This window comes from Microvirga medicaginis (genome assembly GCF_052658925.1).
This window is the reverse complement of sequence record NZ_JBQWEL010000014.1, coordinates 1-16571: the sequence shown is the minus strand read 5'-3', so window position 1 is coordinate 16571 and position 16571 is coordinate 1. Positions and strand designations below refer to the sequence as shown.

Below are 16571 nucleotides of genomic sequence, written 5' to 3'. Positions count from 1 at the left end.
GCCGTCCGGCCTCGATAAGCCGGCTTGTCCCCTGTCTCATACGAGGAGATAGCCCATGCGCTTCCGCCTTTCATTGGCTGCTGCGGCTGCTTTGGCCGCCCTTGTCGGCACCCTCCCCTTCCAGGCCTCCGCGCAGACCACCCAGCGCGCCTATGCGAGCAATCCGGGCGCCCCGAACTCCTTCAACTCCAATGAACTGGTCGAGTCTGGCCATCAGTTCTTCGGCTCCGCCTCCCGCGGTTTGGCCTCGGCTCTCGAAGAAGCCGTCCGCCGCTGGGGTGAGCCCAATGGCTATATCCTCGGCCAGGAAGCATCGGGCGCCATCGTCGGCGGCCTGCGCTATGGCGAAGGCAAGCTGTTCACCCGCAATGCGGGCCAGCGCAAAGTCTTCTGGCAGGGACCTTCAGTGGGTTTCGATTTTGGTGGCGAAGGCGCCCGGACCATGATGCTGGTCTACAACATGCCCTTCACCGACGCCCTTTATAAGCGCTTCGTCGGCATCGACGGCTCGGCCTATTTCATCGGCGGCTTCGGCGTGACGGCGCTCGCGGCGGACGAGATGGTTGTCGTTCCGATCCGGACCGGCGTCGGAGCACGGCTCGGCGTCAATATGGGCTACCTGAAGTTCACGCCCGAACCGACCTGGAACCCCTTCTGAGAGGTTCGCGGAACGCTGCCCCGCTTCCACGCCAGTGGAAAGGGCTTAAAGATGCCCTAGAACCGGCCCTTCGGAGCCTCAGGCTCTAGAAAGCTGCGCAGGCACAAGGCAAGGTGCTTGAGCGTTACCGGTCTGGTCTCTTTCAGGTCTCTTGGAGTTGGCGTCCGCGTGGTCGAAACCATCATGATCTTCGCGCTGGGGTTCGTAGCAGCAACCCTCATCGCGCTTCTCATCATTCCCGCCGTCAATGCCCGCGCGGAGCGCCTTGCGCGTCGCAGGGCAGAGGCGCTGTTCCCCATGTCCATCTCCGAGCTGACGGCAGAGAAGGACCACTTACGCGCCGAGTTCGCGGTTCTACAGCGCAAGATCGAGCGCAAGGCCGAGGAGGCGCTTGCCGCCAAGCACCAGAGCATGGAAGAGCTAGGTCGCCGCGCGGTTCGGATCGAGGCTCTCGAGAGCACCCTGACCGAACGCGACAAGGTCATCGCTGAGCTTGAAAGAGCGCTTGCGGAAACGCAGACACGGCTCGCGGCCTTCGAGGACGAGTTGGGGCAGACGAAGACTTATCTCGCCACCTCTCGCGAAACCCTTGCCGCTCTCGAGAATGCTCACCGCGCAACCCTGAACGAATTGTCCAATACCCGCATGGAACTGGATCTCGCTCAGAACGACCGCTCCAGGACCAAGACGGAACTGCTTCATACGCAGGAGAAGCTCGCACGCCTTGAAGCGGACTATGCCGACACCGACCAGCGCCTGACGGCAGCCCTGAGCGATATTGACGCCAGGCGCATTGCCATCTCGGATCTCGAAACGCGCCTGATGACGCAGACCGCACGCGGCAACGATTTCGAACGCGCGCTGAACGAGCGCCACAGCGAGCTCTCGGACGAGCGCAAGCGCCTTACCGAACTCGTCAGGGATCTGGCCGCCGAACAGGAGCGTGGTCTGATCCTGGAACAGCGCATTCGGGAGATCGAGGCCGAGCGCGACGAGGCGCTAAACCGCATCGCCTCGCAGGAGAGCGTGGGAAAGAACGACGACGAGCTGCGCCGCCAGATCAGCGAAGTCGCAGCCAAAGTGATGAAGGGCAGCGGTGCGTCCGAGCCTCGCAATGGGAACGGCAACGGTTACGGCCGCAACAAGCGCCGTAACAGAGCGGCGGGAAAGCAGAACCTGCCCGATCCCGCCGTCTCTTGAGCCGCTGACTTAGCCGACTTACTTGGGTTCGACCCGCGGATTGCCGCCTGGGCTTCCCGGCGGAGGAATGACCGGTGTCGTACCGGGGTCCGGCACGGGCGCTGGCACGGTGAGGTCAGGCGCACCGGTCTCCGGCGGGCGAATGACACCTTCGGATTCCTCGAGCTTGTCGCTCAAGGTCGAGCCTGTCGAAGACGGCTCATCCTGAGGCCGGATCCCGTTTGGCTCCACCTTTTCAGGAGGCATCTGCTGCAGCGGCGGCATATTGGGAGCCTGCTGATTCAGCACCTCGGGATTTTGCGCCATGGCGACGGTGACACCGCCGGCCATGGCCAGGGATAGAACCAGGATTCGCTTCATGGATCGCTCCTTTGGGGAGGCAACGGGCGATCCTTGTGGCAGTTCCGCTTGGCTTACTCAGCCGCCATGCGCTGTGCTGTCGCCATCCCGACATAGATTGCCTGCAGCTTCTTCGTGACCGGACCGGGCCTGCCGTGACCAATCGGGCGTCCGTCGATGGAGACGATAGGAAGCACAAAATTCGATGCACTCGTGAGGAAAGCCTCGGCAGCATCGTAGGCTTCTTCGACGGTGAACAGACGCTCCTCAAGCTCGATCCCCGCCTCTTTCGAGAGAGCAAGGAGGGATTGCCGCGTAATGCCAGGAAGAATGGCATTCGAAAGCGGGCGCACGACGATGCGCCCTTCCTTCGTGACGATGAAGCCGCTCGACGAGCCGCCTTCGGTCACGAAGCCGTCTTCCACCATCCAGGCCTCCTGCGCACCGGCTTCCTTTGCCGCCTGCTTGGCGAGAACCTGGGCAAGCAGGTTGATCGACTTGATGTCACGCCGCTTCCAACGCAGGTCGGGCACGGTGATCACGGCGATGCCCGTTTCTGCTGCGGGAGAGTTCACGATGGACTTCGCCTGGGTGAACATCGCGACCGTTGGCGTGGGGTTTTCAGGGAACATGAAATCACGCTCCGCCACACCGCGTGTCACCTGGAAATAGATGAAGCCCTCCGTCAGGCCGTTGCGGCGGGCAAGCTCCTCCTCAAGGCGCGTCCATTCTTCGCGTGAATAGGGGTTCGGGATCCGCACCTCACGAAGCGACCGCTCCAGGCGCTCGAGATGCGCCTCATTGTCGACGAGGTGCCCTCCGAGCACGGCGATGCCTTCGTAAACGCCGTCCCCAAACAGGAAGCCTCGATCCATGAAAGGCACCTTGGCCTCTTCGATAGGTAGGAACGAGCCGTTCAGAAACACGATGCGGGACATGGATACCTCGAATGATGCGGTTCTTGAGCACCTAAGCAGATAGGCGTCGCCATGGGCTGACCTACATCCCCATGCATCCCATCAGCATGGCCATAGGTAACCCCACGATGAAAGCAATGCCACTTTTCATTTCAGCGGTCTTATCGGTGCTGTCTTTGCCCTCTCCGGCGGGAGCCTCCCAGGCAGCGCTCAGCTGGTTTCAGAGCCAAGGATATGTGGGACCTGCAGGCACTCGCATCATCGCCTGCCATGGTTATGGCTGCTCTCGCCGCCAAGAGATTTCTGTGGATGGAACGCTGCTCAGTCGGGCGAGCACTCTCCTGAAGTCCGGCAGCGCGTCGCCCGAGGCGGAGAGAAGGGCCCTCGCGCAGGTGGTGAGCGCCTACACGGCGTATCTTGCCGCCTCCATCGGCGGCAGACCGGACATCCCGGGCTCACCGGCCCAGATGTCAGGCGTGCATGGTCAGATGGACTGCCTGGACGAGACCGCGAATACGACGAGCCTGCTGCTCGTGCTGCAGGAGCAGGGCCTGCTAACCTATCATCGGGTCGAGCCGCCGGAATCGCGGGGATTTTTTCTGGATGGTCGTTACCCGCATTTCACAGCCATCATAGCGGAGAAGGGGAGCGGACAGGAATGGGCGGTCGATCCGTGGAGGCGAGCGCCGGGCCAGAGGCCGGAAATCCTGCCGCTCGTCCAATGGCGGCAGGATTCCTGATCAAAAAGCCGAACGGCCTTATTTCAGGTGTTGAGCGAGATGCTTGTTCATCTCGAACATGGTCACCTTCGGCTTCCCAAAGATCGGCTTCAGCTTGTCGTCGGCAATGATCTCGCGCTTGTTCTCAGGGTTCTGCAGGTTGTTCTTCTTGATGTAGTCCCACATCTTGCTCACAACCTCGCCGCGCGGCAGCGGGTCCGAGCCCACGATGGCGGCCAGTTCCTTGGACGGCTGCAGGGGCTGCTGAAGAGCATTGGGCTTGGAACCAGCGGCCTTCTTGGCGGCCGGCTTGGCCGCAGCCTTCTTCGCTCCGGCTTTTCCGTCTGTCGTCTTGGTCGGCATGTATTCCTCCGGGAGTAGAGTGGGAAAGCTTGTCGACAGCCGTTTCATCCTAGGCCTCGAAAGCTCATTGACCAGCCCTGGGTCGGATATTCCGGAGACTATGTAAAAGGCCCCAGCCCCCGATGGAAGGTCAATTCCGGCAGAGCTTATGTCTGCTCTGCGCCTTCAGCAAGATAGAGTTCAGGAATTTAGGCGGTTTTCGGAAAGGGAAGGATTTTCGCCGTTTCCTGGAAGGTCGGACGCTGCCTCGGACGGGAGTACCCTCTGGACCGCTCGGCCGCAGAGCGGACATGAGAGACGATCGCCTCGTTCGGGCAGGGCTTCGCCAGGAAGGCCGCTCCCATGGGCAAATCGCCCTCGGCTGGCCATTGCCGCCCCGACATGATGAGGATCTCGGCTTCAGGCCAGGATTCATGAACCTTATGAGCGAGTTCGAACCCATTGCAGCCGTTCGGCATGTCGACGTCGGTGAGGAGAACATTCACCTCAAGGCCTGCTTCCAGAAGCACCAATGCCTCTGAGGCATTGGCGGCTTCGATTACCTTGAATCCGGATTCCTCCAGGAGATCTGCAACAAAGAGGCGAATAAGGGGCTCATCTTCAACCAGAAGAACTGTGGACAGGGACTCAGGCATCGGGCGCTCAGCAGACTGCACAATGCCCATGAACGCTTCAGCTGAGGCTTTGTTCCATACCTGAAGCAGACCAGTTGACCTTTTGGTCAGTTTTTTATTCGGCCAGGTCCCCTACCCTTTCCACGTGTTGGGCCAGCCCCTGGGAGGCAATGTTCTTCAGTTTTGCTTCCACCTCGAAATCAGTCCAGGCAAGATGTCGCACGACAAGGTCGTTGATCGCCATGTTCCACATCAGGTCGGAATGACCGCGCAGATCCTTGGGCTTGATCCCGGCCTGGGTTAGACGTGTGTAGTCGGGGAGCACATGGATATCATGATCCGGCAGGAGTTCTTCCCGGGACACACTGATATGACTTAAAGGACGAACGCCCCGCCAGGAGGCGATGATCCGCTCAATCCTGGGATCGTTGGGCTCGACATATTCGCCCCCGCTCTTGATCCAGTGATGGTGGAGATCGAGAACAAGCGGCACCGCATCTGCAAGGGGCAGGAGATCGTCAAGGCCGAAGCTCACCTCGTCGTGCTCGATGGTGATCAGATTGCGCGCCGTTTCCGACAGGCGACCGAGCCCCTCACGGATGCCCTCGACACCCATGGCCTTTGCACCGCCATGTATGTTGATGTGGGCGCCATACGGATGCCAGCCTTCGCCATATCCCATATAGCGCATTACATCCGTATGGTACTCGAACTCCGCCACTCCATTGGCAACGGCAGATGGGTTCAGGGAGGCAATGACGCAGAATTGGCCTGGATGCATGCTGAGGCGCACGCCATGGTCACGCGCAAGCCGCCCCGCCGACGCGAGCTTGGCCTCGACAAGATTGCTCAGGTCCTGATCCCGGTAGAACTCCTGGCAGCTTGGATGCGTATAGCCCGGCAGAAGATCGCTGGAGAGGCGATGCAAGCGCTCCAGTTTCGGGCGGCCCGCCACATATGCAATCTGGCGAATGGCCACCTCTAGATTATGCGCTACGACGGCGGCCAGCTTGTCATAGGCAGCCTTCGGGTCGAGGCGGCCGAGATAAGCCATCGTTACCGTCGTGGTGTTCATCCGCCGTGCTGTTTTCGCCTCGCCATCCTCAGGCAGAAACTTGCAGCAGAAACCAAGTCTGGGATTGGGCATGAGAGGTAGAATTCCATGGTTCCAGGTTCCTGCCCTCATGCCTTCAGCACGAATAGGATCCGGACGAAGTCTCGTCGATCGACTGCAGAATGGCACGCTCCTCGAAAGGCTTCGGAATGAAGGCGACATCGCGCAAAGAGTGAGGCAGGTCACCTGGTTGGGATGCCGACACGAAGGCAAAAGGGATATGCCTTTCGGCGAGTGCATTCGCTACGCCGAAACTCTTTCCGCCGACCACATCCACATCGAGCAGCGCATAGTCGAAGCCATCCTCGAGGTGCTCGTATGTTTCAGCCAGTGAATTAAAAATTCCTACGATCTCATGCCCCTCATCTTCCAAGATCGTCTGAAGATCGGAAGCGATGAAGGGATCATCTTCTAAGATCAGAATACGCACGCCACAACTCCGCTCACAGATCCTGCTGGATCACCTTTCGAACCAATCTGTTCAGATAAACCCCAACCCTCTCCAATTCTGAGCGGCAACGGGTTTGCCGATGGAGGGTTCCAGCTCGACCGGAAACTCTCCGGAATTCAATGCAGTATGGTTAAGTTTCCAAAACGCAGGCCTTGAAATGCAACCTGTCCAGTACCATTTCAATATCAACCTGGCGGCATTGCCTGCCAGATGCGGTCACGATGCCGAGATGATGACGCCGGATGTACGCGCATGATCTCGCCGTGGCCGTTCCCATTTCTGGACTCGTGAATGAGACCAAATGAAAAGCGCCGGCCTCAAGGCCGGCGCTTCCGGTTTGATTCAAAGATTACCGTCAGTGACGGTTTGCGTCACGGCCTTGAGGATCGAACTCGCTTTCGTGACGGCTGAACTGCGGCTCGTCACCGCTGAAGGTTTCTTCCACATATTCGCGGCCGCGATTGGCGGCGTCGCGCGCATAGCGAAGGCCTTGGTTGCGAACCTCGTCAGCCCACTCGCCGAAGAACTCGTTCTCGCGCCGTGTGCGCGGCAGGAGAGCGCCTAAAAGAAGGCCTGCCGCGAGGCCGACAAGTCCGACGACCATCGGGTTTTCGGACACATAGTTCTGCATGCTGCTCCGTGCGCTGCCGAAAGCTCGCGCGGAGCGGCCGCCCATATGGCGCACGCGGCGACGCTGGCCTTCATAGGTGCCCGATGCCCAATCTGTTGCACGATCATAGGTGTCGCGTGCCCATTCGGAAGCACCTTCATAGGCCTCTTCAGCACGGTGGCGCACGTCGCCTGCCATCTGCTGAGCCTTGTCCGTCATCGAGTCACCCTGATTCTGCCCCTGCTGCTGCGAGGACTGAGACTGCGAGCCGCCCTTCGACCTGTCGCCACCCTGGTTCCCGCCCAACGGATGGGAGGTATGTGACGCGAGCGTTGAACTCTGCGCTCTCGTCTTCTCGTCATAAGCGTGAGGCATCGGAGGCTCGCCGATATTGCCGACAGACGTACCGGCTGAAACCTTGCCGGATCCGGTCTCGCTCTGCTTGTCGGTCGGCGACTTGCCACCTTCGTTCTTTACGTTGGCCATGAAAAGCTCCTGTTCCGTGCGTTAAGTGCGGGAGTTCATTCTGCGGCGATCGAACATTCCGTCCGTTTGCTCCAGCGGAGCTGCTCCCGAGGGATAGAGACGCAGATCATCCGGTTCTCCCGTGAGATCGTGCTCGGTGACGAAATCCTCATCCGCAGCGATCAGCCGCGTGGGGCGACGTCTCGCGGGACTTCCGAGGCGATAGGCGAGAAGGCCAAGGCCCATCGCAATCAGCATGACAGGCACTGGATTGCTGCGAACCGTTTCAAGAACCCTGTCGTACACAGGGCCATATTGGCTCGCGCGTGCTGTTCCTAGCATATCGTCGACGACACCCGAGACGGTCATCTTGTTCTGGAGTTGATCGATGGTGCGATCGAGCTGCGCACGGCTCTGCTCGATGTCCCTCTCCAGCTCCTGAAGGCTCTGTGTCATCATGCACCTCTCTCGGACAGGACTTCCGCATCACGCTTGAGCGAGCGCATGGTTCTTTGCGGCGTGAGCGATGAAGCCGTCATGGCATGACGCCCGTAGAGGCCGAGACCAATTGCGACGAGCGCCAGAATGCCACCTACGATGAGAGCAGCCAAAGCCTCGGAATCGACAACGGTTGCCAGCCACTTGACGAGCGACTCCGTCAGGAGCATGACCGCGGCAATCGCGAAGACCGCTGCGACCACGACCATGGCCAATCCGATAAAGAGGGTTCGAATGTTCTGAGAAATCTCGGTGCGAAAGAGAGTAAATTCTTTCTGCGCGAGGTCGGTGGATTCGCGCAGGGCCTCACCGACAAGGCCTTGGATGGTTTGATTATTGTTGCCCTGCATGAGCGCCCTCCGTCATGCACCGGCTCTGGCGCGAGAGCGCCGGGCCTGCTGTGAACGCCCCCGGCCAGGACTTGAGACGTTCGGGGTCATGCGTTCCTGACGCATGTCCTCGGCCGTGCTCTTGAGGAACCGCGCGGCAAGGAAGCCAACAGCCACCGACACCGCAGCGACCGTTGCGGGACGACGCCGGACCACATCCTCGAAATCATTGAAGAAATCCGCAAAGCTGCGATCTCTGATCGAGTCAGCCAATTGCTCCAAGCCATCGGCAGCGCTATCGACGACAGCACGAATGTTCGGGCGATCGTCGAAGGAGTGGGTGGACTCGCGCAAGGAGGTCGCGAAATCCGCCACTGACTGCGCAATGTCGTCCTTGCGATGACCGACGTAGTCGGCCGCCTGCTCGCGCGCCGATTCGATAAAGTAACGGCCACGCTCGACGGCCGCACCAGCCATTTCGCCGACATCCCCTTTCAGGGCATCCCAATCCTCGCTGTCGGTATCCTGCTGCCTATTGCCGTTCTGCTGTCCCACGCCCATGGTCAACCTCTCTCAATCGTGGGGGAGTAACCATTAGAAGCGCGGCAGGTTCCGAGGAGCGGAGGGCTCTTTCGCATTGAACCGTCAGAGATATCCGAGAGCTAGCAGATTGATGCCAGCCACTCGACGAGGTCGGCCACTTTCTCGCGAGCTTCGTCGTCCTTCAGGCGGATGAAACCACGCGCGAGACGGTGGCTTCCCGGGCTTGCCAGGAACTCCGCCATGACGCTGTCACCCGAGAAGCCGTCCTTACGCCGTCCAGGCGCCGCCTCGAAGAAGAACTCGATGCTCACATCCAGAATACCGGCGATATGCAAAAGGCGGCTGGCCCCAATGCGGTTGACCCCTTTTTCGTATTTCTGAATCTGCTGAAAAGTGAGCCCCAAAGCTTCCGCCAGCCTCTCCTGACTCATCCCGAGCATGATCCGTCTGGCCCGCACCCGACTGCCGATATGCTTGTCGATGGGGTTGGGTGACTTCTGTTGCAACCGCCTCTCCTACTCTGCGTGCCACGGCCAGAATTGAATCAATATAACATATATTGTGCTCATGGTAGAGAATAGAGTGATATGCGCCTGTTAATAGAAAAACGCTGGGGAGATCCGGCGTTAGAATGGGCTTTATTCTCGATCAGCTGCCCGATACCGCTGCCTGATGTGTCTCTCGCCTCTTTCGTGCAAGATGAGATGAGCAATAGCTTCAGCGAGAACATGGGCCAGCTGCTTGATCTTCCGCCACCGGTCTCGCGCCCGAGGCCGCTGGCATTCCTGCACGTGGTTGAGCCGCCGATACCATGAAGGCGACGCTTGAAGGCCAGCTTTCAGGGCCGCTATGCCTGACACCCGATACCAGCGCTGCATCCTGCGAGTCTTATCAGCACTGACGCCGGGCAACTCCAACAACCTTGTCAAAAGCAAAGCCCCGCCTTTCGGGCGGGGTCTTGTCTTCAAGATAGTGACCTTATGCAGCTTTTATGTTGACGCGGGCCTCGGCCAATTTGGTCAGCAGCAGATCGGTCTTCTTCTCTTCCTGCAGGTTCTGGTCGAGCAGTTTTGCGGCATCGCTCATGCCAAGCTCCTGCGCCCAAGTCTTCAGGGAGCCGTAACGGGTGATTTCATAGTGCTCGACAGCCTGCGCAGCCGCCAGGATGCCGGCGTCGAGGGCCTCGCTGTCGGCAAAGTCTTCCATGACCTCCTTACCCTCTTCGATGATGCCGTTGATGGCCTCACACTGCACGCCACGAGCCGCCTTGCCGAGCATCTCGAAAACCTGTTCAAGGCGCTCGATCTGGCCTTCGGTTTCGTCGCGGTGCGTCTCGAAAGCCTGCTTGAGCTCCTCGGATTCCGCGGCCTTGGCCATCTTTGGCAGCGCCTTTAGGATTTGCTTCTCGGCATAGTAGACATCCTTCAGGGTGTGAAGGAACAGATCGTTCAAGGTCTTTTCCTTGGCAGGCATCGTCCAACTCCATATCGGTGAGAGTGGACTCAACGACGGCCAAGTTTTGAGGTTCCTTTGGAATTGCCGTCGCCCGGAACAACAACGATCCGCGTCGCGTTCGGCCCTTTGCACCCCAAGGAGAACGAACGTGGCGAATATCATCCCGGCCGGCACCGGATCACTGATGAACGGAGAACCGAATTTAAGCGCGACGGAGCGCGGCATCTATATGCTCGCAGGGCTCGGCCTTGCCGCAGCCGCCGTCAAGCCGCGCCCTAATCCACTCATGAACATTCTGGCGCTCGCAGGCGGCTCTTACCTCGCCTGGCGCGGCTATGTGGGCAATTGCCCAGTCAAGGCTGCCCTGATGGGCACTCACGAATCCGCCTGAGGCGGATTCTCCTGCTAAAAGGAATGGGCCGCAATCGGGCGGCCCATCTCAATCTCTCAGTAAGTCGTCGTCGAGCGCCGACCGGCGATCAGACCATAAATGAAGAGAACGATGACGGCGCCCACGATGGCGCCGATGAAATTCGCCCCATCATCAGGCCCATACCAGCCGACGGCACGTCCAAGATACGTGGCGACGACAGCACCGACGATGCCGAGGATGGTCGTCATGATGAACCCGGAAGGTTCATTCCGGCCCGGCATGATCCATTTGGCAATAAGGCCAGCCACGAAGCCGATAATGATGGTCCAGATGATGCTCATGATGTGATCCCTGAGTGTGTTGCCTCCTCAAGAACGCGCATCCCTGGCTAAGGTTGCGACACCCCAAGGAGAGCGAGCGGCATTTTTTCATGATCTTGCCGCACTTGGAGGCGACCTTTCACCTCTGCCATTGGAGGTGATTGCAATGAACGCCGAATCCCCTTGGACCTATGAGGCTGTCCAAATGCTCAAGGCGCTGGCGCAGGAAGGAATGCCGGTCTCCGTCATCAGCCTCAAGCTCAAGCGCCCAGTTACCGATGTCCGCGCCAAGTTGAGCGATCTCGGGATCACGCCTGCGGCAGAAACGAGAGAGGCCTAGGCCAAGCAGACTTACTATTTCAAGACCGGTCTCTTTCGCATTCCCGTCGAGACCAAAATCCTATCAAGGTGATGCCGTCTTGGCTGGCGTGAGGGCCGTGCGCCTCTCCGCATTCGGTCCTTGCAGCCTATATAAGACCAATCCACGCCAAGGCCCGAGGCGTAAGGACGACGCCTCGGGCCCTGGCGTTTCGGGCGAGGAACGTCAGCAAAAGCAGGCAAGTCTCGCACAAGCAACCCCCGTTAGGTCTATTGGCCGCTCACATAAACTGCGGCAGCGATCCGGCTCACGGGGGAAACAATGAAAATCAAGACAAAGCTCTTTGCGCTCGTTTCTGCATTGAGCTTAGGAACCATCATCGTCGCTGGCGTCGGAGTCGGCACCGTGCGAACCTATAACGCTGCAGTCGGCGAAGTCAGAGACGCAGCCATTTATACGCTCTACGCCGAGCGTTTGAATCGGCTGGTGACTCAGGTCGTGATGGAATCGCGTGGCATATACGCGTCTCCCGATACAAAGGAAGCCCGAAAATTCGGAGATGGCGTTCTGCTCGCCCTCACCGAAATCGATACTCTGCTCAGGCAATGGAAGCTTTATCTCCCGGCTGAAGACGCTGCATTGTTCGAGACTCTGGAAAAGGACGCGACAAATTTCAGAACCTATCGAACCGAAACTGTTCGCCTAGGAACGGAAGTCTCACCTGGAGCAGCGAATGCACAGGGCAATACGGAAGCAAATCGCGCAAACAGAAAGGCCTTTCAGGTCAACATTGACGCCTTCACCGAGCGTGGACGCCAGGCCATGGACGCTGTCGAGCATAGATCCGAAGAGCTTTATAGCAAGATGTTGATGCTGCTGCTCACCATGGCGGGCGGCTGCACTCTCATTGCGCTTCTGCTGGGCTGGCTGATTGGCCACCGCCAGATTGCCCGCCCTCTCCAAGCTCTGACCGGAGCGATCCAGAAATTGGCATCCGGTGATTTCAATCTGCCACAGATCAAGCCGAGCCGTGATGAGATCGGAGATATCTGGAAAGCCACCCAGGTCTTTGCCGATGCCATGCAGGAGACTCAACGCCTCCGGCTCGAACAGGAGGCGACGGAAAGCCAAATGACCGAGAGGCGTAAAGCGGAGATGGCTGCCCTCGCACAACAATTTGAGCGCAGCGTCGGGGGACTTGTACAGCACCTTTCATCTTCCGCCAACGAGATGGAAACGACTGCACGATCGATGGCCTCCGTCGCAAACCAGACGACCAGCCAATCCATGACGGTATCGTCTGCCGCGCAGCAGACTTCGGCGAATGTTCAGACAGTCGCCGCCGCCACGGAAGAACTCTCCATCTCCATTCGTGAGATTGCCGGTCAGGTCACGCAATCCTCCCAAATTGCCGACCGTGCCGTTGAAGGTGCCCAGCGGACGAACGCCACCGTTCAGGATCTGGCTGCCATGGCAGAGAAGATCGGCAACGTGGTGCAACTCATCAACAACATCGCAGGTCAGACGAATCTGCTGGCACTCAATGCCACGATCGAAGCGGCGCGCGCCGGCGAGGCTGGCAAGGGCTTTGCCGTTGTCGCGTCCGAGGTGAAGGATCTTGCCAACCAGACGGCCAGGGCCACCGAGGAGATTTCGCAGCAGATCGGATCCGTGCAGCAGGCCACCCATCAGACCGTAGAGGCCATTCAAGGGATTGCGCGCACCATTAACGAGATGTCGCAGATCTCGATCTCCATTGCGGCTGCAATGGAAGAGCAGGGAGCCGCGACCGCAGAGATCGCCCGCAATGTTCAGGAAGCCGCCCGCGGTACGGAAGCGGTGACCGGCAACATCGTGGATGTCCAGAAGGGCGCAGGCGATACGGGTGCCGCCGCCTCGCAAGTTCTCGGCGCGGCTCAGGAACTGGCACGGCGCTCGAGCGAACTCGGACGCGAGGTCTCCAACTTCCTGATGGAAGTCAGGGCAGCTTAGGTCCTTGCAGGAAAGTTCAAGTTGGATGCTCTCTCGTTGCGCCTAACGAAGAGAGCATCCCCAGCATGAGCTGAGGAAGCTTCTTCCAACCGCTGATCAGCGCCTTCGACGTGAAGGGGGATTCGGCAGCACCGGAATAGCGAGCGCGCTCTTCGGCTACTGGCGGCCCTCTTGAGAAAACGGGCAACACATCGAAGATGTCGGATGTCTATGACTGGCATTTGCAATCTGGCGGAAGGCAAAAGGCTGAACCGACAGATGCTTGCAAGAACACACATATCGTGTGCAGTGATTTAGCCGATGACTTTTAAAAGGAATTGGGAGCGGAACCTCTGGTACATCCGCAGCAAGCTCCACTCCCGATCGCCCTAAGTGGACATAGTGAAGATAGTGACAATGGCTTGCGCGAAGCTGACCTCATCTCGAGCAACCAGGATGTTCTTTTCAAACAAAGCTAACAACTTGGCTTATTGTTGTGAGACACATAGACCATCATCACTGATTCTAGCGGCAGGAACAGTTATGCTCACTCGATTCGACAAAGCGATGGAACAGGTGGCGCAGGCGGAGAATGATCTCAAGGCAGATCGGATCGCCTTTGAAAGCCATGCTCAGAAGGTTCGCCGCCTGGAAGATCTCATCCGCGCCAAGGAGGCAATGGGAGACCGCATCGTGATCGGCCTGGGTGCGGCGCTTGTGGTCTCCTCTATGGCGCTCCCTGTCTATGCTGCTTTCTATAGCAATGGTTATGCATATCTACCAAGCGTCGGGAGCTCGATTGCTGGTCGCAGTAGCTTCGTCGCGGAAAAGTTGCAGATGGCGGCTCACTCCTTGATCGGTGCATCAAGACAGGAGAGTGACACACGCGATCTTGAAGAGAATGAACAGAAATCTACGACAAATCGATCCGGCTCCGGACGGGCCACCTTCGCCCGCTATGTGATCCATCGTGCAACAGTTGCATCGGCTTTGATCGAAGGTCCGAATGGATTGTGGTGGGTCACTCCCGGCATGAAGATCCCTGGAGCAGGTCAAATTCTCTCCATCGAACGTTCTGATACCGGCTGGGCCGTGGTCACATCAGAGACCACCATTACCGAAGGATCGGTTGCCAGCCTGACGAACTGATCTCAGGATGGCACGCTGCCCCCAGGCGATTGTCCGATCACGATCCGCCAAGTCTCAGCTTGGCAATGCTCATCATCAGATCAATGCTCATCCCTTGCTCATTGGATTGATTGAAAAGGGTAAGCACAGGCGACATCGTTGTCGATGTCACGTTATTCATGTCCCACATGGCACTGAAGCGCTGAATCAGCTTGTCCACCTTCTTCGGATCCTGGAGGTCCTTTACGTTCAGGACTTTCTCAAGATTGCGAACCTGAATGTCGAGATCGGCCCTTGACGCTGCCTCGGGGATATTGAATGTCGTTTGGACGAACTTCAGGAGCGCCTTGTCCGCCAGAATCCCCATTGTCGTCTTGACAGAGGAAGCCTTGCGCTTGAAATAGAGCGCCAGCTGAACGCCCTGGTTGTCCTTGCCTTCCTGCTGCTCCAGAGTCTGTTGAACGTACTTTTGCACTGCTTCTGTCGTGGCACTGGCGGCGGATGTTGCCGCTGCCCCTTTTCCTGCAAAGTCGAAGGCTTTCGCAAACTCCTTGTAGAGCGGATTGCTCATCTTGTTCGCCATGCTCAGAGGATTTGAGACGCCCTCCTGAAGCAGCTTTTTGATGAGCGCCTTGCCGTAGGCCATGTCTTCCAGACCATAAGCCTTCATGGCATATTTGAAGACCCGATCGTTCTTGATGAATTCGTCGATGGTTTTGATGTTCTTGATCGTCGCGTTATAGTAATCCGTCTCACGCTTGACGACAGGATCCTTCTCAATCAGCGCCTTCGTGCGGGTCAGATTTGTTGTGATGATCTGATACCGGGTCGACGTGCTAACCATGGCAAACCTTCAGACAATTCGCGTTTCGACAAGCCGCCTTAACGGATCAAGGATTGATCGGCGTTCACACGACCAGCAATATCCCGGCAATCCTGCCTGAACCTGTCAGCGACAGCCTTGGTATCGGCTGCGTTGAACTGAAATTCCGATCGTTGTGTTTCATAACGATAGTTCGAGAGCTCAATAACCAGCGACTGGGCGCCAGACAGCTTCTCCAGGAAGAGAGCAACCTGTTCCGAATTGGCAAGCTGCCCCACTCTACCCCGATAGACCCAGTAGCTCAGCTCTGGACTGCCATTGTCGAACCAGTAGACAGTGCTGCGCCCCCGGGGAGCACTGAGCCCCAGATAGCTCTTCTGCGAAACCGCCGCCGTCATGGACATGGCTTGCGGCAAGTCTTCGCCGGCGGACATTCGCGAACACGTCAGCCATAGCAGCGCTTCGCCGTCTCCGCGCAACCGTGCGAATGCCGCCTGCGGTTGTCCCTCCTCGTCGTGACGGAGGACGTAGTCCCAGGAGCCGATCCACGTTGCCAGAGCCTGCACCTGTCCGGCCGCAAAGGAACATGCGATTCCGAGCGCCAGGGTGAGGCACGAAATTTTCTTCACAGAAAAGGAATAAGACGGCTTCGTACTCATGGCCGCACCAACTCTTAAAAAGGAAGCCTCGCCCTTTTCAAGGCGAGGCCCCTCTCAAGCCATACTGCGACTCTTACTGGAAGAGCTTCAGGATCATCTGGCTGTTCTGGTTGGCCATGGAGAGCGCCTGCACGCCGAGCTGCTGCTGGGTCTGCAGCGCCTGGTTGCGGGTCGAGGCCTCGTTCATGTCGGCATCGACGAAAGCGCTGACGCCGGCGGTCAGCGAGTCGGAGAGCACGCTGATGAACTCCTCCTGGGTCTCGAGCAGGGCCTTGTTGGCACCCAGCATCGCCGAACCCTCGGTCACCTTCGCGATCGCGTCGTCGATCGACTTCAGCGACTGCGCAATCACGCCCGGGGTGAAGGTCGCAGACATTGTGGTGCCGGCGTCGACAAGTGCCGCACCCGCAACGGTGAGCTGGAAGTCATTGCCGGTGAAAGCAGAGGCGGCCACATCGGTGATGTTGTTGGCCGTCCGCCAGGCATTGAACTTGCTAACCAGGTTAGCCTGGCTCGTCGCAAGATCAGCGCCCTGAACCCCCTCCATGGTGAACTCGCGGACCGAGCCGTCGCCCACCTGGAAGGTGATCTTGTTGCCGTCCTTGAAGTCATCCACGGAGTCCAGCGTGAGTTCGATCACATGAGCCGTACCGGGCGAGCCGGCCGCCGCAGCGGTATCCGTCGTGAAGGCGGAGGGCGTGAT

23 protein-coding genes are annotated in these 16571 nt (G+C 58.7%); 7 read left to right on the top strand and 16 right to left on the bottom strand.

The genetic code is table 11. The annotated features are described in order from the left end of the window. Positions 1-55: 55 nt before the first annotated feature. Complete coding sequence (locus ACUXUR_RS17340; protein WP_445503606.1) at positions 56-658, top strand: DUF1134 domain-containing protein; 603 nt, start codon at positions 56-58, stop codon at positions 656-658. Between the two features lie 168 nt (positions 659-826). Continuing rightward, the gene (locus tag ACUXUR_RS17335) at positions 827-1858 is read left to right on the top strand and encodes a coiled-coil domain-containing protein (protein ID WP_445503605.1); all 1032 of its coding nucleotides are present in this window, start codon (positions 827-829) and stop codon (positions 1856-1858) included. Positions 1859-1876: 18 nt separating this feature from the next. Here the strand turns inward: ACUXUR_RS17335 and ACUXUR_RS17330 are convergent, their stop codons facing one another. Next, positions 1877-2218 carry a hypothetical protein gene (locus ACUXUR_RS17330; protein WP_445503604.1) on the bottom strand — a complete coding sequence of 114 codons (342 nt, stop codon included), beginning with the start codon at positions 2216-2218 and terminating at the stop codon, positions 1877-1879. Positions 2219-2271: 53 nt separating this feature from the next. Beyond that, the gene (locus tag ACUXUR_RS17325) at positions 2272-3135 is read right to left on the bottom strand and encodes a D-amino-acid transaminase (RefSeq protein ID WP_445503603.1); all 864 of its coding nucleotides are present in this window, start codon (positions 3133-3135) and stop codon (positions 2272-2274) included. A 116-nt stretch (positions 3136-3251) separates the two neighbouring features. Between ACUXUR_RS17325 and ACUXUR_RS17320 the strand changes: the two genes are divergently transcribed. After that, positions 3252-3854, top strand: coding sequence for a hypothetical protein (locus ACUXUR_RS17320; protein WP_445503602.1), 603 nt, complete (start codon positions 3252-3254; stop codon positions 3852-3854). An 18-nt stretch (positions 3855-3872) separates the two neighbouring features. On the opposite strand, the gene ACUXUR_RS17315 is transcribed toward ACUXUR_RS17320, so the two are convergent. From ACUXUR_RS17315 to ACUXUR_RS17270, 10 genes are all read right to left on the bottom strand, one after another. Then, positions 3873-4196 carry an SWIB/MDM2 domain-containing protein gene (locus tag ACUXUR_RS17315; protein WP_445503601.1) on the bottom strand — a complete coding sequence of 108 codons (324 nt, stop codon included), beginning with the start codon at positions 4194-4196 and terminating at the stop codon, positions 3873-3875. A 188-nt stretch (positions 4197-4384) separates the two neighbouring features. Further along, positions 4385-4831, bottom strand: a complete 447-nt coding sequence (locus ACUXUR_RS17310) for a response regulator (RefSeq protein WP_445503600.1) — start codon at positions 4829-4831, stop codon at positions 4385-4387. Between the two features lie 94 nt (positions 4832-4925). Then, positions 4926-5957, bottom strand: coding sequence for a UV damage endonuclease UvsE (locus ACUXUR_RS17305; RefSeq protein WP_445503599.1), 1032 nt, complete (start codon positions 5955-5957; stop codon positions 4926-4928). 43 nt (positions 5958-6000) lie between these two features. Beyond that, positions 6001-6354 carry a response regulator gene (locus ACUXUR_RS17300; RefSeq protein ID WP_445503598.1) on the bottom strand — a complete coding sequence of 118 codons (354 nt, stop codon included), beginning with the start codon at positions 6352-6354 and terminating at the stop codon, positions 6001-6003. Positions 6355-6730: 376 nt separating this feature from the next. Continuing rightward, positions 6731-7471: a hypothetical protein gene (locus tag ACUXUR_RS17295; protein WP_445503597.1), complete on the bottom strand. Its 741-nt coding sequence runs from the start codon at positions 7469-7471 to the stop codon at positions 6731-6733. Between the two features lie 21 nt (positions 7472-7492). Next, entirely contained in the window at positions 7493-7909 is a 417-nt protein-coding gene (locus ACUXUR_RS17290; RefSeq protein ID WP_445503596.1) for a DUF3618 domain-containing protein, read from the bottom strand. Then, positions 7906-8298, bottom strand: a complete 393-nt coding sequence (locus ACUXUR_RS17285) for a phage holin family protein (protein ID WP_445503595.1) — start codon at positions 8296-8298, stop codon at positions 7906-7908. The genes ACUXUR_RS17290 and ACUXUR_RS17285 overlap by 4 nt, the downstream gene beginning before the upstream one ends. Positions 8299-8310: 12 nt before the next feature. Continuing rightward, positions 8311-8838, bottom strand: a complete 528-nt coding sequence (locus ACUXUR_RS17280) for a hypothetical protein (RefSeq protein ID WP_445503594.1) — start codon at positions 8836-8838, stop codon at positions 8311-8313. 101 nt (positions 8839-8939) lie between these two features. Beyond that, positions 8940-9326 (bottom strand): helix-turn-helix domain-containing protein, encoded by a 387-nt coding sequence (locus ACUXUR_RS17275; RefSeq protein ID WP_445503593.1) that lies wholly within the window; start codon positions 9324-9326, stop codon positions 8940-8942. Positions 9327-9798: 472 nt separating this feature from the next. Further along, a complete protein-coding gene (locus ACUXUR_RS17270) occupies positions 9799-10293 on the bottom strand; it encodes a YciE/YciF ferroxidase family protein (protein WP_445503592.1) in 495 nt (164 codons plus the stop codon). Positions 10294-10423: 130 nt separating this feature from the next. Here ACUXUR_RS17270 and ACUXUR_RS17265 point away from each other — a divergent pair, with 130 nt between their 5' ends. After that, entirely contained in the window at positions 10424-10666 is a 243-nt protein-coding gene (locus tag ACUXUR_RS17265; RefSeq protein WP_445503591.1) for a YgaP-like transmembrane domain, read from the top strand. Between the two features lie 56 nt (positions 10667-10722). On the opposite strand, the gene ACUXUR_RS17260 is transcribed toward ACUXUR_RS17265, so the two are convergent. After that, positions 10723-10989, bottom strand: a complete 267-nt coding sequence (locus ACUXUR_RS17260) for a GlsB/YeaQ/YmgE family stress response membrane protein (RefSeq protein ID WP_445503590.1) — start codon at positions 10987-10989, stop codon at positions 10723-10725. A 145-nt stretch (positions 10990-11134) separates the two neighbouring features. Here ACUXUR_RS17260 and ACUXUR_RS17255 point away from each other — a divergent pair, with 145 nt between their 5' ends. The 3 genes from ACUXUR_RS17255 (at position 11135) to ACUXUR_RS17245 (ending at position 14407) form a co-directional block, all read left to right on the top strand. After that, entirely contained in the window at positions 11135-11308 is a 174-nt protein-coding gene (locus tag ACUXUR_RS17255; RefSeq protein WP_445503589.1) for a hypothetical protein, read from the top strand. A 300-nt stretch (positions 11309-11608) separates the two neighbouring features. Next, entirely contained in the window at positions 11609-13279 is a 1671-nt protein-coding gene (locus tag ACUXUR_RS17250; protein WP_445503588.1) for a methyl-accepting chemotaxis protein, read from the top strand. A gap of 522 nt (positions 13280-13801) precedes the next feature. Beyond that, on the top strand, positions 13802-14407 hold the full coding sequence (locus tag ACUXUR_RS17245) for a hypothetical protein (protein ID WP_445503587.1): 606 nt from the start codon (positions 13802-13804) through the stop codon (positions 14405-14407). A gap of 37 nt (positions 14408-14444) precedes the next feature. Here the strand turns inward: ACUXUR_RS17245 and ACUXUR_RS17240 are convergent, their stop codons facing one another. The 3 genes from ACUXUR_RS17240 to ACUXUR_RS17230 form a co-directional block, all read right to left on the bottom strand. Beyond that, entirely contained in the window at positions 14445-15230 is a 786-nt protein-coding gene (locus tag ACUXUR_RS17240; protein ID WP_445503586.1) for a DUF1217 domain-containing protein, read from the bottom strand. Positions 15231-15268: 38 nt separating this feature from the next. Beyond that, complete coding sequence (locus tag ACUXUR_RS17235; protein WP_445503585.1) at positions 15269-15868, bottom strand: hypothetical protein; 600 nt, start codon at positions 15866-15868, stop codon at positions 15269-15271. Positions 15869-15941: 73 nt separating this feature from the next. Beyond that, positions 15942-16571: flagellin (locus ACUXUR_RS17230; protein ID WP_445503584.1), on the bottom strand; the 630-nt coding region annotated here is incomplete at its 5' end.